The sequence below is a fragment of the Moritella sp. 36 genome (genome assembly GCF_018219415.1).
GTDB lineage: Bacteria > Pseudomonadota > Gammaproteobacteria > Enterobacterales > Moritellaceae > Moritella.
Genome location: NZ_CP056120.1, coordinates 4,873,318 through 4,887,812, shown reverse-complemented (window position 1 = coordinate 4,887,812; position 14,495 = coordinate 4,873,318). Strand labels below are relative to the sequence as shown.

The 14,495-nt window shown below is 40.5% G+C and carries 13 protein-coding genes; 8 read left to right on the top strand and 5 right to left on the bottom strand.

Annotated elements, in window-relative coordinates; translation table 11 throughout:
• Positions 1–38: 38 nt before the first annotated feature.
• Together HWV03_RS21770 and HWV03_RS22685 are read left to right on the top strand one after the other, a co-directional pair.
• Positions 39–776 (top strand): DeoR/GlpR family DNA-binding transcription regulator, encoded by a 738-nt coding sequence (locus tag HWV03_RS21770; protein WP_211677890.1) that lies wholly within the window; start codon positions 39–41, stop codon positions 774–776.
• 137 nt (positions 777–913) lie between these two features.
• Complete coding sequence (locus tag HWV03_RS22685; protein ID WP_211677889.1) at positions 914–2,851, top strand: permease; 1,938 nt, start codon at positions 914–916, stop codon at positions 2,849–2,851.
• A 3-nt stretch (positions 2,852–2,854) separates the two neighbouring features.
• Here HWV03_RS22685 and HWV03_RS21760 read toward each other — a convergent pair whose 3' ends face one another.
• Positions 2,855–3,049: a hypothetical protein gene (locus tag HWV03_RS21760; protein ID WP_211677888.1), complete on the bottom strand. Its 195-nt coding sequence runs from the start codon at positions 3,047–3,049 to the stop codon at positions 2,855–2,857.
• Positions 3,050–3,259: 210 nt separating this feature from the next.
• Here HWV03_RS21760 and HWV03_RS21755 point away from each other — a divergent pair, with 210 nt between their 5' ends.
• A complete protein-coding gene (locus HWV03_RS21755) occupies positions 3,260–3,877 on the top strand; it encodes a PilZ domain-containing protein (protein ID WP_211677887.1) in 618 nt (205 codons plus the stop codon).
• Positions 3,878–3,922: 45 nt separating this feature from the next.
• Here the strand turns inward: HWV03_RS21755 and glnG are convergent, their stop codons facing one another.
• From glnG to glnA, 4 genes are all read right to left on the bottom strand, one after another.
• The gene (gene glnG / locus HWV03_RS21750) at positions 3,923–5,341 is read right to left on the bottom strand and encodes a nitrogen regulation protein NR(I) (RefSeq protein WP_211677886.1); all 1,419 of its coding nucleotides are present in this window, start codon (positions 5,339–5,341) and stop codon (positions 3,923–3,925) included.
• Between the two features lie 11 nt (positions 5,342–5,352).
• Positions 5,353–6,405, bottom strand: a complete 1,053-nt coding sequence (gene glnL, locus HWV03_RS21745; RefSeq protein WP_211677885.1) for a nitrogen regulation protein NR(II) — start codon at positions 6,403–6,405, stop codon at positions 5,353–5,355.
• A gap of 102 nt (positions 6,406–6,507) precedes the next feature.
• The gene (locus tag HWV03_RS21740) at positions 6,508–7,029 is read right to left on the bottom strand and encodes a DUF4124 domain-containing protein (protein WP_211677884.1); all 522 of its coding nucleotides are present in this window, start codon (positions 7,027–7,029) and stop codon (positions 6,508–6,510) included.
• A 122-nt stretch (positions 7,030–7,151) separates the two neighbouring features.
• Positions 7,152–8,561 (bottom strand): glutamate--ammonia ligase, encoded by a 1,410-nt coding sequence (gene glnA / locus HWV03_RS21735; RefSeq protein ID WP_211677883.1) that lies wholly within the window; start codon positions 8,559–8,561, stop codon positions 7,152–7,154.
• Positions 8,562–9,081: 520 nt separating this feature from the next.
• On the opposite strand from glnA, the gene typA reads away from it, so the two are divergent.
• The 5 genes from typA (at position 9,082) to HWV03_RS21710 (ending at position 14,477) form a co-directional block, all read left to right on the top strand.
• A complete protein-coding gene (gene typA / locus HWV03_RS21730; protein WP_211677882.1) occupies positions 9,082–10,899 on the top strand; it encodes a translational GTPase TypA in 1,818 nt (605 codons plus the stop codon).
• A gap of 104 nt (positions 10,900–11,003) precedes the next feature.
• A complete protein-coding gene (locus tag HWV03_RS21725; protein ID WP_211677881.1) occupies positions 11,004–11,960 on the top strand; it encodes a virulence factor BrkB family protein in 957 nt (318 codons plus the stop codon).
• Between the two features lie 106 nt (positions 11,961–12,066).
• Positions 12,067–13,041 carry a prolyl aminopeptidase gene (gene pip, locus HWV03_RS21720; RefSeq protein ID WP_211677880.1) on the top strand — a complete coding sequence of 325 codons (975 nt, stop codon included), beginning with the start codon at positions 12,067–12,069 and terminating at the stop codon, positions 13,039–13,041.
• A gap of 61 nt (positions 13,042–13,102) precedes the next feature.
• Complete coding sequence (gene dtd / locus HWV03_RS21715; RefSeq protein ID WP_211677879.1) at positions 13,103–13,540, top strand: D-aminoacyl-tRNA deacylase; 438 nt, start codon at positions 13,103–13,105, stop codon at positions 13,538–13,540.
• Between the two features lie 37 nt (positions 13,541–13,577).
• On the top strand, positions 13,578–14,477 hold the full coding sequence (locus tag HWV03_RS21710; protein ID WP_211677878.1) for a bifunctional GNAT family N-acetyltransferase/hotdog fold thioesterase: 900 nt from the start codon (positions 13,578–13,580) through the stop codon (positions 14,475–14,477).
• Positions 14,478–14,495 lie beyond the last annotated feature (18 nt).

The window sequence follows — 14,495 nt, the reverse complement described above, 5'->3', positions numbered from 1 at the left end:
TTTATAGGAAACTTAAATTGTGTGGGATATGAGAAATCATGCAGCAACGACATACTGATATTATTAATCTTGTAAATGAAAAGGGACGTGCTTCTGTTGGCGAAATGTCGAATAAGCTGGGGGTTTCAGAGGTCACGATCCGTCATGACCTGAACAAGTTAGAAAAAGAAGGATTCATCCGTCGTGTTCATGGTGGAGCTACTCCGCATAATACTGATAATGTTTCTCACCGTATTACGGTCAATTATGAGCACAAGCGTAAAATGGCTATGTGTGCAGCAAGCCTTGTTGAACATGGCGAAACTGTCATGATCGAAGGGGGCAGTGCTAATGCTTTACTGGCAAAAGAACTGGGAAAACGTAGTGATGTAACCATTATTACGCCGAGCAGCTATATTGCACATTTAATGAAAGAAACCGATGTAAAGATTATTGTGTTAGGTGGTCTTTACCAGCATGAAAGTGAAAGTATGGTGGGTACCTTGACGCGTCTTTGCATCAAACATACTCACTTTACTAAGGCGTTCTTAGGTATTGATGGTTTGCATCCAAATACGGGTTTTACGAGCCGTAATATGATGCGTGCAGATGTCGGTGTGGCTATCTTAGAGAAAGGTGCACAAAATATTGTCATCACGGATTCTTCTAAATTCGGTCAAGTTCATAATACGCCATTATATCAATTTGATCAGGTTGATATGGTGATTACTGACGAAGATGCGTCGTTAGAATATGTAAATTTATTAGAAAAACATAATATTAAAGTCGTAAAATAATTCTCCACTACGACTAATTTAACCTATGTTTTATTAATGCAAGTCAGGATTGTTATAATATAACAATTCTGACTGGCATCAGTAACGGCCGTTATGTTATAATATAACACCTGTTTTACTGACCTCGTGTTTATACCATGTCTTTACTTTTATTTTTGAGCATCGCGACACTCTTTCTCGGACCTTACTTATGTAAGTTTGTCGGTTCTAAATCTGATCGCTTTGCTTTCTTTGATAGTTTTATCTTTGTTTCCATTGGCGGTTTGGTGTTATTCCATATCTTGCCTGAATTATTGGAAAGTGGGGGTATTGCCGTTCTTGGACTGATGCTCGTTGGCTTATTTGGCCCCGGCATGGTGGAAAAAATATTTCATAAAGTCGCAAAGCAAACCCATTCTGTTACCTTGATATTAGGCGTGTTGGGGCTAGTATTACACGCTCTCACCGATGGTGGTGCGCTTGCGATTGAAGATGATCAGACCGCTTATTTGTTGGCAATCGGTGTGGTACTCCATCGTTTTCCTGTTGGTTTGACTGTATGGTGGTTGCTACGTCCGCATTATGGCAGAGCGTTACCGTTAGCGGTATTAACGGCAATGTCAGTGGCAACTGTTGCAGGCACTTGGCTCGGTGGAGAACTGATCGCACATGATAGCGGAAATTGGTTGATCTGGTTCCAAGCATTAGTGATGGGTTCTATTTTACATGTCGTATTTCACCAGCCTTATAAACAGGAACACGGTAAAGAAACTCAACGTGATAAATTTGCTGCTGGTACGGGTAGCTTAGTTGGTGCTGTCTGTTTACTTGCGGTATTACTGCCGCATTGGTTAGGTTATGCGTCGCATGACCACGGTTCGGAAGAAACCGTGTTGGTATCAAAAATCGCGACATCTCCTGAGCTACAGGCTGATATCAAATTACATGAGTATGCGGGACATGATGACCATGCGGGACATGAAGACCACGTGGGACATGATGACCATGCGGGACGTGATGCTCATGCGGGACATGCGCACGGTAATGGAACAGCTGAAACCTTATTACGATTTGTGAGCTTGTCGTTACATGCGGCCCCGGCATTATTGTTCGCTTATATCCTGACATGGCTGATTAATTTTGTGAAACCTGCATTCAATCTGGTTGGCCAATTACGCAGTACTGGTTCAGTCGCAGGTGCATTAAAAGGCACGCTGATTGGTTTACCTCTGCCGATCTGTATTCCAGATGCATCAAGCATGTATAAGCAATTGATTAAAGCGGGCTGCGGTTCTGCATTAGCTGTGTCATTTTTGGTAGCATCACCTGTGATAGGGTTTGATGCATTACTTATTTCACTACCGTTATTAGGTGCTGAGTGGGTTGGTATTCGTTTAGTGATGGCGATAATTTTAGCGGTAACTTTGGGTTTATTGATTGGGTTATTGTTTAAGAAACATGATTTAAATACTGAAACGTGTGCGACACCTGAACAGCTAAAACAATCTACATCGCGTTTGAAGCATGCTTTTGAACATGGTTTTGCGCATTTAATTGATCATACAGCACCTTGGGTATTGTTTGGCTTAATTGCCGCAGCAACATTTACCCCGACGATTGGTTGGCAGTTTTTACAGCAAGAACCTTGGTTGCAAGTGGTTCTGGCGATCTTGATTGCGTTACCCTTTCATTTTTGTGCGACGGGTATTACCCCTGTATTAGCGATTATGCTTATTGCTGGCGTATCGCCTGGTGCGGTTGTTGCCTTTAGTTTAGTGGGACCAACGCTTAACTTAGATTTATACCGCTTTATTAAAGATAACCAAGGTAAGCACATTGCAATCGCTGTGGTTATGGCGATTGTCACTGTAGCCTTGTTATTAGGTCTGGGGATTATGTATTGGGTACCTGAATTGCCTAAGCCATGGTTAACGCTAGCACCACATTGGGAAGATGATTGGTGGCGTTATTTAAGTTTAGTCATTGTGACGGTTCTATTTTCTATAAGTATTTTACGTCGTGGTGCGCGTAGCTTTATGCTGGAATTATTACCGCATAGTTTTAGAAATGCGAAACCGCATCATCACCATCATTAGAGATTAGATTGTAATATCAATCTTGTTGCTAAGGGCACCGCGTCGATCATGAACACGGCGCTCATAACGAGAGCAATGATTTAATGAACGTTGCCGCCGCTCATGGCGGTGACGTTTTTCCATAATAAACTCGCCTTTTACTTCTATCGTTTCTATTAGACAGACTTCATTATTTATATTATCTAGATTTACTTCCATGTTCGGCTCCATTGTTGCTACATCGGAATCGTTATTTGTTAATACTTACTTTTATGACAGTGCATCAAGCTCACAGTTTTTATATTTGCAAGGTTAAAGCTGTTCTGGTTTACTAAGATTAGTATAACTAGATGAAAATGTAATTTAAATTACTCCCACTCTTTGTATAGCAAACAGGATGTTTCTCGACAAAGTAATAAAGGTTTTTTCATGCCAAAGAAAGTGACGGATATTTTAACTCAAGATGAACTTAATTTATTACAGGAAGTAATTGAAAGTCATGCTGATGATGTTAGCCGTGAAGTATGTATTTCGCACATTTCCAAAAAAATGCTGGATGTATTAGCGCAATCTGATGACATTGTATTGGTAACGCAAAGCGAACAAAAGGAATTTCGTTTTCCGCTTTATCTTATTAGTGATGGCTATAGCGATGAGCTAAAGGAGCTTGGTCCTCCCGATATCATTGATCATAAAGGTGGAGAAGGGCGTTATTGGCGCCTATCGGATCCTAAAGGTTTAAAGGTATTTGATCCGAAAGGTGAAGTCTTATTGGGGGCTGTTCTGAATATATCGACGTCGGGATTATTTATGTTATGCAGTGCGCAGCAATTTTCGTCTATTGATTTTAACCTTCAAAAAGGGGACCGTGTGAACTTTTATTTAAAGATCCCACAACGTGGTTTTCATTTAGTTAAGGCTAACGTTGTACGGATTGAAAATGAAAATAATAATGGTAAAGGGCTGGCGTTGAATTTTGATATTGATAATGACTTAGCTTTGATACTCCATAATTATATTATTGAGAAACATGACTCACTGAATTAGTAAGCGGCAGTTAACTTAAAGAATAGGTTAACTGCCTAAGCATAATTAATTAATATCGAGTTCCTTCAACTTACGGGTGAGAGTATTACGACCCCAACCCAGTAGTTTTGCTGCATCTTGTTTATGACCTTGTGTGTACTCGAGTGCGGTTTGTAACATGATACGTTCAAAATCGGGCATTGCTTCAGCAAGGATATCACTCTGTCCTGATGCGAGTTGCTGTGCCGTCCAGGTTTTTAATTGTGTGCGCCAGTCGCCACTTTGAGCCGCGCTACCATGACTTATTAAAGGCGATTGCTCTTCGGTGATCTCAGAAGGTAAATCAGCAATGAATATTTCTTGGCCGCTGGCCATCACGGTTAACCAACGACAAATATTTTCAAGTTGGCGAACGTTACCGGACCAATGATGATTGGCTAAATAGGTTTGTGCTTCTTTACTGAGAATTTTGGTTTCGACACTCAGCTCTTTACCCGCTCTGATTAAAAAATGATTGGCGAGTTTAGGAATATCTTCTCGACGTTCATTTAACGATGGAATATGAATACGAATGACGTTCAAACGATGGAATAAGTCTTCACGAAAACTACCATCAGCTACTTTCTTTTCTAAGTTTTGATGCGTTGCTGCGATGATTCGTACATCCACGCTCACCGGAGAATGGCCCCCTACACGGTAAAACTGCCCATCAGAAAGTACCCGCAATAATCGCGTTTGAATATCAATCGGCATATCCCCGATCTCATCTAAAAATAGGGTACCGCCATTAGCTTGTTCAAAGCGACCATTACGCACACCTGCTGCGCCAGTGAAAGCACCTTTTTCATGACCAAAAAGTTCTGATTCAATCAAATCTTTGGGTATTGCAGCCATGTTTAAGGCAATGAATTCGTTATTTACGCGTGGGCTGTGTTTGTGTAGCGCTTGTGCAACTAATTCTTTACCTGTGCCAGATTCACCATTAATTAATACGCTGATCGAAGAACGTGATAAGCGACCGATAGCGCGAAATACTTCCTGCATGGCCGGTGCTTCACCAATAATTTCAGTCACTGGCGCGACTTTATTATTTTTACGGCGGTTTTTGCTTTGCTCTTTGGCATGAGTCACTGCACGAGTCGCTAAGGATACGGCTTCATCAATATCAAACGGTTTTGGTAAGTATTCAAATGCACCAGCCTGATACGCATTGACTGCACTGTCGAGATCGGAATGGGCAGTCATTATGATGATCGGGAGGTCAGGGTGAATGGCATGTACTTTATTCATTAATTCTAACCCGCTCATTTCTGGCATGCGGATATCAGAAATAATGATATCTGGCTGTTCGAATTCGAGTTTATTTAATAAGGCATGCGCACCACTAAATGCAGAGGTTTCAAATTTCTGTGATTTTAATGCTTTGTCGAGAACCCAGCGGATAGAACTATCGTCATCGACAATCCAAACTGTTGCTGTTGTCATAGTTTAATCCTTTATTTTCTTAGTGGCAGATAAATGGCAAATTCGGTATGACCTGGCCAGCTATGGCACTCAATTTTCCCCTTGTGTTGCTTAATCAGGTTTTGAGCAATAGAAAGTCCAAGTCCGGTGCCGCCTTCACGTGCAGTAACCATTGGGTAGAACAAGGTATCTTTAATGTGCTCTGGAATACCGGGTCCGTTATCAATGATTTTTATTTCAGCACATAAGCGATATTTCTGTCCTTGGATATTCACTTGATGTGCTGTACGCGTAATAATTTTAATGATGCCATGTTCTTTTAGTATTTGAACGGCATTACTAATTATATTAAGTAGTGCTTGTTGTAATAGGTCTGGTTCCATCTCAAAATCAGGTATTGATGGATCATAATCTCGTTCGATAATAATACCTGACGGTAAATCAAACTCGACTAACTGTTTTACTTTTTCAATGACGGAATGAATATTTAAAATGGTTTGCTGACCAGGCTTTTGTGGCCCCAATAAACGGTCAACTAGCGTCCGTAATCGATCGGCTTGTTCGATGATAATACCTGTAAATTCTTTTAATTCCGGCGTTGGTAGTTCTTTCTCTAATAATTGTGCGGCGCCACGTAATCCCCCGAGTGGGTTTTTAATTTCATGGGCCAAGCCACGTACTAATTCTTGTGCAGCTTGCTGTTGTACGTGTTGATAAAGTTCTTGGCTAATTTTCTTTTGTAAGTCTATTTGTCTCGCTTCAATTAGAACACAGACTTCCGAGTTAAAGTTCGTTAATGTTGCTGAAATTTCGACTAATAGTTGGCGATCATCAATGACTAATGATACTTCATTATCAGTAAATCCTTGCCCTGTTTTAATTATGCTTGCTAATAATGAAAGGTCGAGTGTTGTATGTTCGATGATATCCGTGATCTTCACATCAAGCACACGACTGGCACTGGATCCTAATAGTTGTTCACCCGCTGGATTGAGATATTTTATATACAGATCATGATTGAGAACGAAAACCGAAGAAACTAAGCTATTCATTAATGACTGTTGAGGTTCTGGGAGCATTACCATGGCACTTCCTTATTAGGATAAACATCCCGTGACTGAACGCACCAATTCGGTGCTCACTTTAAAATATTACTGTACAGCGTGGTGAAATTAAAGCGGAAATGCTTAGTTGGCCTTAAATCGATGTAAATAAACAGTAATGAGCTCTGATGATGCAATTACCTTGCCTAAGTTGTTAATTATTTGTAACTGTAATTTATGCGTACCAATGGGTACGTTTGTGACATCAAATTGCTTCTCAATTTGCTCACTATAAGTAATGCCATCAATTAATAAACGAATACTTGAACCGTACAGCAGTGTTGAACTGAGAGTGGCAGACACTGTGATTTCGCCAGTATTACTGCGTATTGTTTGTTGATCGCGTGGTGTGCTGATATGAATGCTACTTGGCGTGACTGATTTGTCATTCATTGTGGTTTTTGCATGACTTGTTTTCGGAGGAATTGATTGAGTAAGAGAGTCAATGGAAGGTGGCGTTAGCTTCACATCAATTTCTTTGGCTGATGCTGGTTTACTTTCATCATCCGAAAAGTGGGTAATACCTTGTTCATCAGTCCATTGATAAATAGCGGCAACACTAGTATAGCTTGTGATTATTAATATGAATAACATTACGTATTTCATGGCGACATCCTGTCTTTGATTACTTGATTTGTATGGTTATTTTCACCTAGTTACATTTATTTCACAAATAAAAAACCCGCTAAATAGCGGGTTTTTTGATATTAATTTTTATTAATAAGAAATTATACGCTGTAGTACATTTCAAACTCAACTGGGTGAGTTGTCATGTTCAGTCTTTCAACTTCTTCTTCTTTTATTGCAATGTAAGCATCGATTGTATCGTCAGCCATTACATCGCCAGCCGTTAAGAAGTCACGGTCAGTATCTAGTGCTGATAGTGCTTCTTGTAGTGAAGAGGCAACTTGTGGAATTTCTGCTGCTTCTTCTGCTGGAAGGTCGTATAGATCTTTATCCATTGCATCACCAGGGTGAATACGGTTTTTAATACCGTCAATACCTGCCATTAACATCGCAGAGAATGCTAAGTATGGGTTTGCTGCTGGATCTGGGAAACGAACTTCAATACGTGTCGCTTTTGGCGATGGTACGATTGGGATACGGATTGATGCAGAACGGTTACGCGCTGAGTAAGCTAGCATTACTGGTGCTTCAAAACCTGGGACTAAACGTTTGTACGAGTTAGTTGCTGGGTTAGCAAATGCGTTAATTGCTTTTGCGTGCTTGATGATACCACCAATGTAATGAAGTGCAGTTTCAGAAAGACCGCCATACAGATCACCAGAAAAAATGTTTTCGCCATTTTTCTGTAGTGATTGGTGACAATGCATGCCTGAACCGTTATCGCCTACAAGTGGCTTAGGCATAAATGTTGCTGTTTTGCCGTAAGCGTGTGCAACATTATGGATAACGTATTTAGTGATTTGAACTTCATCCGCTTTTTCAACGATTGAGTTATATAGTGCTGCGATCTCGTTTTGACCTGCTGTCGCTACTTCATGGTGATGCGCTTCAACTGTTAAGCCCATTTCTTCCATTATTAGGCACATTGCACTACGGATGTCTTGTGCAGAGTCAACTGGTGATACTGGGAAGTAACCACCTTTAACACCTGGACGGTGACCCATGTTGCCGCCTTCGTACTCTTTATCAGAGTTCCAAGAAGCTTCTTCAGCGTCAATCTTGTACATGCTACCTGACATGTCAGTTTTGTACTTAACATCATCAAATAGGAAGAATTCTGGTTCAGGACCGAAGAATACATCATCAGCGATACCTGTTGAGCGTAAGTATGCAAGTGCACGCTTTGCTACTGAACGTGGGTCACGGCTATAACCTTGCATTGTTGCAGGTTCGAGTACGTCACAACGAAGGTTCAGAGTTGTTGCTTCTGTGAACGGGTCAAGTACAGCTGTTGCCGGATCTGGCATTAAAATCATGTCAGATTCGTTGATGCCTTTCCAACCTTCAATTGATGAACCATCAAACATTTTACCTTCTTCAAAGAAGCCGGCATTAACTTGATGATGTGGTAGAGATACGTGCTGCTCTTTACCTTTAGTATCTGTAAAACGTAAATCTACAAATTTAACGTCTTGTTCTTTAATTAGAGCTAATACGTTTTCTGCTGACATAAAAAATAACCTCCGGTGTCATCAATATGATGGCTTAATTTAAAGTGGCTGACTGTAAACAATCATGATTTAAATAATGCCATATATGTGCCAACTATTTAAGTTGTTGATTCTATTGCTTTAGTTCGCGTATTCTCCCTTGCTCCAATCTATTGCTGCACGAAGATCGTGCGTGCTACGCACTTGTTTGGTGCAGCGATTGTTGCGGTAAAAAAACGCGTACATTTACTATTACTAAGTTCGATATTATGGTTTATTTTCAGGGATTACCAGTAAAATCGTATTCAAATATAGTTGATAAAACGTCTCATCTGTAAGTCTAATTGATCACTGTGTGATACGGCCTATATTTATTTATATTTTGTGTGCTAAAAGCCCATTTAGTGGCTATTGCTTGGTTTTTAAATAAAATAAATTGCAATCATTTTACTCTGTGCCAAAATTTTGCTAGGTAGATCACAAGGAGGCGGTTACAATACCGCCTAATTTTTACCCATATAAAATATATAGAGGCATCACAGTGCTAGATAAACTACGCAACATTGCGATTATCGCTCACGTTGACCACGGTAAAACTACTTTAGTTGACAAGTTATTAGAACAGTCAGGTACTTTAGAGAAACGTGGTGGTAATGAAGAACGTGTAATGGATTCTAACGATCTTGAAAAAGAACGTGGTATTACAATTCTTGCTAAGAATACTGCTATTACATGGAAAGATTACCGTATCAACATCGTAGATACTCCAGGACACGCCGATTTCGGTGGTGAAGTTGAGCGTATTATGTCTATGGTTGATAGTGTTTGCTTAATCGTTGATGCTGTTGATGGTCCTATGCCACAAACGCGTTTCGTAACGCAAAAAGCATTTGCACATGGCCTTAAGCCAATTGTTGTTATCAACAAAATCGATAAACCTGGTTCTCGCCCTGAATGGGTTATGGATCAAATCTTCGATCTGTTTGATAACCTAGGCGCAACTGATGAACAGCTAGATTTTAAAGTTGTTTACGCATCTGCACTTAATGGTTGGGCTAACGTTGAGTCTGAAGAAGCTACTGAAAACATGGAACCTTTATTCCAAGCTATCGTTGATGGTGTTTCTGCTCCAGAAGGCGATCGTGATGGTGATTTCCAAATGCAAATCTCGCAACTTGATCACAACTCATATGTTGGCGTGATCGGTGTTGGCCGTGTAACACGTGGTTCTGTTAAACCAAATCAACAAGTTAGTGTTATTTGTGCTGATGGTCATATCCGTAACGGTAAAGTAGGTACTGTACTTGGTTACATGGGTCTTGAGCGTCATGAAACTGAAGAAGCGCAAGCTGGCGATATCATCGCAATCACAGGTCTAGGTCAACTTAAGATTTCTGACACTATCTGTGCGCCTTCTGCTGTTGAAGCACTACCTGCATTGTCTGTTGATGAACCAACAGTAACAATGACTTTCCAAGTAAACAACTCTCCATTCTGTGGTAAAGAAGGTAAGTTTGTTACTTCACGTAACATCCTTGAACGTCTAGAAGCTGAACTTGTTCACAACGTTGCATTACGTGTTGAACAAACAGATGATCCAGATAAATTTAAAGTTTCAGGCCGTGGTGAACTTCACCTAGGTATCTTAATTGAAAACATGCGTCGTGAAGGTTTCGAGCTAGCTGTATCTCGTCCTGAAGTGATCATGATTCAAAAAGATGGCGAAACTCAAGAACCATATGAAACGGTTACTATTGATGTTGAAGAAGCGCATCAAGGTCCAGTTATGGAAAAAATGGGCATGCGTAAAGCTGAACTTACAGATATGGCACCTGATGGTAAAGGGCGTATCCGTATGGACTTCATCGTTCCTAGCCGTGGCCTAATCGGTTTCCAAACTGAATTCATGACAATCACGTCTGGTTCTGGTCTTATGTACCATACATTCCTACAGTATGGCCCACATAAAGGCGGTACTTTTGCACTACGTCAAAATGGTGTATTAGTATCTAACGCGATGGGTAAAGCACTAACTTACTCTCTATTCGGCTTACAAGAACGTGGTCGTCTATTCATCGAACACGCTCAAGAAGTTTACGAAGGTCAAATCGTGGGTATTCACTCTCGCTCTAACGATCTTACTGTTAACTGCTTGAAAGGTAAGCAGCTAACTAACGTACGTTCTTCTGGTACAGATGAAGCACAAACACTAACTACGCCAATCAAAATGACGCTAGAGCAAGCTCTAGAATTCATTGATGATGACGAATTAGTTGAAGTTACACCACAAAGCATTCGTATCCGTAAGCGTTTCCTTACTGAAAACGAACGTAAACGTGCTAGCCGTCCAGCTAAATAATAGTTAATTAAGGTTATTATTTAATAATCTTGGCGCTATTATAAAAAAAGGTGATACTTAGGTATCACCTTTTTTTTACCTTAAAATTACCTGGGAGGGAACCTGTGGTTAAGTCATCTTATCAACATCCGTTACTGCAGTGGTTGGCAAAAACTAAAACCGTGTTGTGGTTGTTTTTGTTAAATTGTTTTGCATTTTTGCGTTATTTAGGTAAACGCGTGAGTGATGATCGGATCACGGTTAACGCCAGTGCGTTAGCGTATACAACGTTACTTTCTCTCGTCCCATTAATCACTGTCGTATTTTCGGTGATGTCGGCTTTTCCTATTTTTGAAAGTTGGCAGCAAAGTGTTGAAGCATTTTTATATACCAATTTAGTGCCACATGCGACGGGTACGATTCAAGAGTATTTACAGGATTTTGTTGCCAATACAGGGAAAATGACCTCGATTGGCTCTGGCGCGCTGTTTATGGTGGCATTGCTGCTAATTAATACCATTGATAAGCACATTAATCATATTTGGCGTTGTAAAATTGAACGTAGTTTCTTTTTATCATTTGCGGTGTATTGGTTGATATTAACTTTTGGTCCATTATTTATTGCCATTAGTTTAGGTATTTCGTCTTATTTATTATCTTTATCGTTTGTTTCTGATGTGACTGAAGTGACCGGGATTGTTAGCTTGTTAAAGTTGGTACCTGCCTTGCTGGGTACACTGGGTTTATTTGTGATGTATGTGGTTATTCCTCATCGTCACGTACCGTTACTTTATGCATTTATTGGCGCTTCGATTAGTGCTTTGCTATTTGAAGGTATCAAACGGATCTTTACTTGGTATTTAGTACAATTTCCATCTTATGAAGTGATTTATGGCGCATTAGCAACTATACCTATCTTATTAGTTTGGATTTACCTATGCTGGTTGATTGTCCTACTCGGGGCTGAAATTACCGCCTCATTAACAGAGTTTGATGAGCATAAAAAAGCACAGGTTAAATTGAAAAAACAGTCACAAAATCAACAGCAAAAACATCTATCTATGGATGCCAGCTCTGACTAAGTAAGGCAAAGTTAATACTGTAAGCGGGTTAACATTGTTGCGCTAATGTTAGGTTAAGCTATCAACCTCTAGTGTCTTTTGTTGTGGATAAGAGGTTGATATTGCTATGATTGGACTGTACCCGGCCATTCAGCATTATGCTGAACATCATTTATCTGTAAGCTCTCTGCACAGTCTTTATATTGAGGAAGTGGGTAATCCTGATGGTATACCGCTATTATTTCTGCATGATGGTCCAGGTAAGGGGGTTCTGGAAGATGATAGACGTTTATTCGACCCTAAGCTATACCGAATAATTTTGTTTGACCAACGTGGCTGTGGGCGCTCTAAACCGTATGCCTGTATTGAAGACAATACCACCCAAGATTTATTGCAGGATATTAGTGCTATCTTAACGCTGTTAGATATTCGCCGTTGCGTATTATTCGGTGAAGGTTGGGGGGCTACGTTAGCGCTACTGTATAGTTTGAGCCATCAAGATAAGGTACAAGGCTTAATACTACACAGTTTATTTTTAGCGCGTAATCAGGATTTAACGTGGCAATTTTCAGCATCGGGTGGTGCCGCACAGTTGTTTCCTGATCATTTTAAGCAGCTAGTTAGCCGTGCTAATGGAAGGGATTATGGTGCCTTACTCTCTGCATATAGTCAGTTGTTAGTCAGTGATAATGAGATAGAAAAAATGGCAGCGGCAAAAGCTTGGGTAGAGTGGCAAGCGCAAATTGGTAATCCACATCCTGAATTCCGCAGTAAAGTGGATCTGATTGATGCTAATGTGGCGCTTAGTATGTCGACGCTACAATGTCATTATTTTTCGAAAAATTGTTTTATTTCTGACAATTATATTTTTAAGTGTCTAGACTCATTATCACATTTACCGATAATTATGGTGCATGGGCGCTTTGATATCTCTAATCCGTTGGGGCCTGCGTACGAATTATGTCAGCACCTCTCATTAGCTAAGCTGTTTATTGTGCCTCATGCGGGTCATTTTGATTGTGAACCTGGCATGATAGATGCGTTACGAAAAGCAACAGAACTCATGGCTGAGATTATTGCGTTTGAGTTTGTCAGTGATTAATTTAAGGAGTTTCGGTATTATCAATAACATTAAATTTTAATAATGATTATTGAGGAATGGCATGATCGCATTGATCCAGCGTGTGCGCAAAGCAGATGTAACCGTTGAAGACGACGTTATCGGTAAAATAGGCCAAGGCTTAGTGGTGTTATTAGGCATCGAGAAAGGTGATACCGAGGCGAAAGCCAAGCGTTTATGTGAAAAATTATTAGCGTATCGCGTTTTTAGTGATACAGACGATAAAATGAATTTAAATGTTCAACAAGTCAATGGCGAACTGTTAGTGGTATCGCAATTTACTTTAGCGGCAGATACTAATTCTGGTACAAGGCCGAGCTTTTCGACTGCTGCTGCTCCCGCTGATGCCAGTCATTTATATGAATATTTTGTTGGTCAATGTCATCAAAAACAAATAACGACAGAGACTGGGCGCTTTGCTGCAGATATGCAAGTGTCGTTAGTCAATGATGGACCGGTTACTTTTTGGCTGCAAGTGTAGACCGCAGACCATGAGTGATAATAGACAAGGAGAGAATATGTTTCATGTGCATATACCTGAAACGGAACAAGAGTTAGAAGATTATTATCATTTGCGCTGGTCGCTATTAAGAGCACCATTACAACGTCCGCGTGGTAGCGAAAAAGATATCTATGATGAGCACAGCGAACATCGTATGATTTTGAATAATGCTGGCACACCCATCGCGTGTGGGCGGATTTACACCGCGGGTGCGGATGAATCACAGATTCACTATATGGCCGTTGATCCTAATCACCGTAAGCAGGGCTTAGGCAGTTTACTGATCTCGGCTTTAGAAGATGAAGCTTACAAGGCCGGTAGTGAACGCATTGTCATGAATGCACGTGTTGAAGCGGTGCCGTTTTATGAAAAATGCGGTTTTTCTTTAGTGGGCAGTGGCCAAATTAGTGAAGGTGTTCGTCATCGTCAGATGATTAAAGAAGTGAATGCCATGGATAAGATTTTACGACATCCAGATTGGTGCGCTGAACTACAACAAGAATGGGCAAGCAAGATCCCGATTAGCCAACACATGGGTATTAATATTCGTCAGTACAGTGGTTGGCGATTTGAAACTGCAGCGCCATTAAATGCTAATGTGAATGTTCACGATACCATGTTTGCTGGCAGTATTTATAGCCAGGCGACGCTAACAGGCTGGGGATTGGTTTGGTTAATGTTAAAAGAGCAGGGGTTATTGGGGAATATAGTGCTGTCGAAAGGCTGTATTAATTATAAACGCCCGATTAATTTGGAACCCTTTGCTGTGGCACATAAATATCGGATGAAGGGCAGCTTGCTGGAATTATTAGAAGGGCGTAATGCCAAGTTGGATATTGACGTTGACGTTTACAGTGGCCCGAAATTGGCCGCGGTTTTCAGTGCGACCTTCGTTGTGATACCTGTCGGTGTCTAGCGTTCGCGCTGTTTATTA

What these genes read in the sequence shown, in the direction of transcription:
- HWV03_RS21770 (WP_211677890.1), top strand. Translation starts at nt 39, where the DNA reads ATGCAGCAACGACATACTGATATTATTAATCTTGTAAATGAAAAGGGA.
- HWV03_RS22685 (WP_211677889.1), top strand. Translation starts at nt 914, where the DNA reads ATGTCTTTACTTTTATTTTTGAGCATCGCGACACTCTTTCTCGGACCT.
- HWV03_RS21760 (WP_211677888.1), bottom strand. Translation starts at nt 3,049, where the DNA reads ATGGAAGTAAATCTAGATAATATAAATAATGAAGTCTGTCTAATAGAA.
- HWV03_RS21755 (WP_211677887.1), top strand. Translation starts at nt 3,260, where the DNA reads ATGCCAAAGAAAGTGACGGATATTTTAACTCAAGATGAACTTAATTTA.
- glnG (WP_211677886.1), bottom strand. Translation starts at nt 5,341, where the DNA reads ATGACAACAGCAACAGTTTGGATTGTCGATGACGATAGTTCTATCCGC.
- glnL (WP_211677885.1), bottom strand. Translation starts at nt 6,405, where the DNA reads ATGGTAATGCTCCCAGAACCTCAACAGTCATTAATGAATAGCTTAGTT.
- HWV03_RS21740 (WP_211677884.1), bottom strand. Translation starts at nt 7,029, where the DNA reads ATGAAATACGTAATGTTATTCATATTAATAATCACAAGCTATACTAGT.
- glnA (WP_211677883.1), bottom strand. Translation starts at nt 8,561, where the DNA reads ATGTCAGCAGAAAACGTATTAGCTCTAATTAAAGAACAAGACGTTAAA.
- pip (WP_211677880.1), top strand. Translation starts at nt 12,067, where the DNA reads ATGATTGGACTGTACCCGGCCATTCAGCATTATGCTGAACATCATTTA.
- dtd (WP_211677879.1), top strand. Translation starts at nt 13,103, where the DNA reads ATGATCGCATTGATCCAGCGTGTGCGCAAAGCAGATGTAACCGTTGAA.
- HWV03_RS21710 (WP_211677878.1), top strand. Translation starts at nt 13,578, where the DNA reads ATGTTTCATGTGCATATACCTGAAACGGAACAAGAGTTAGAAGATTAT.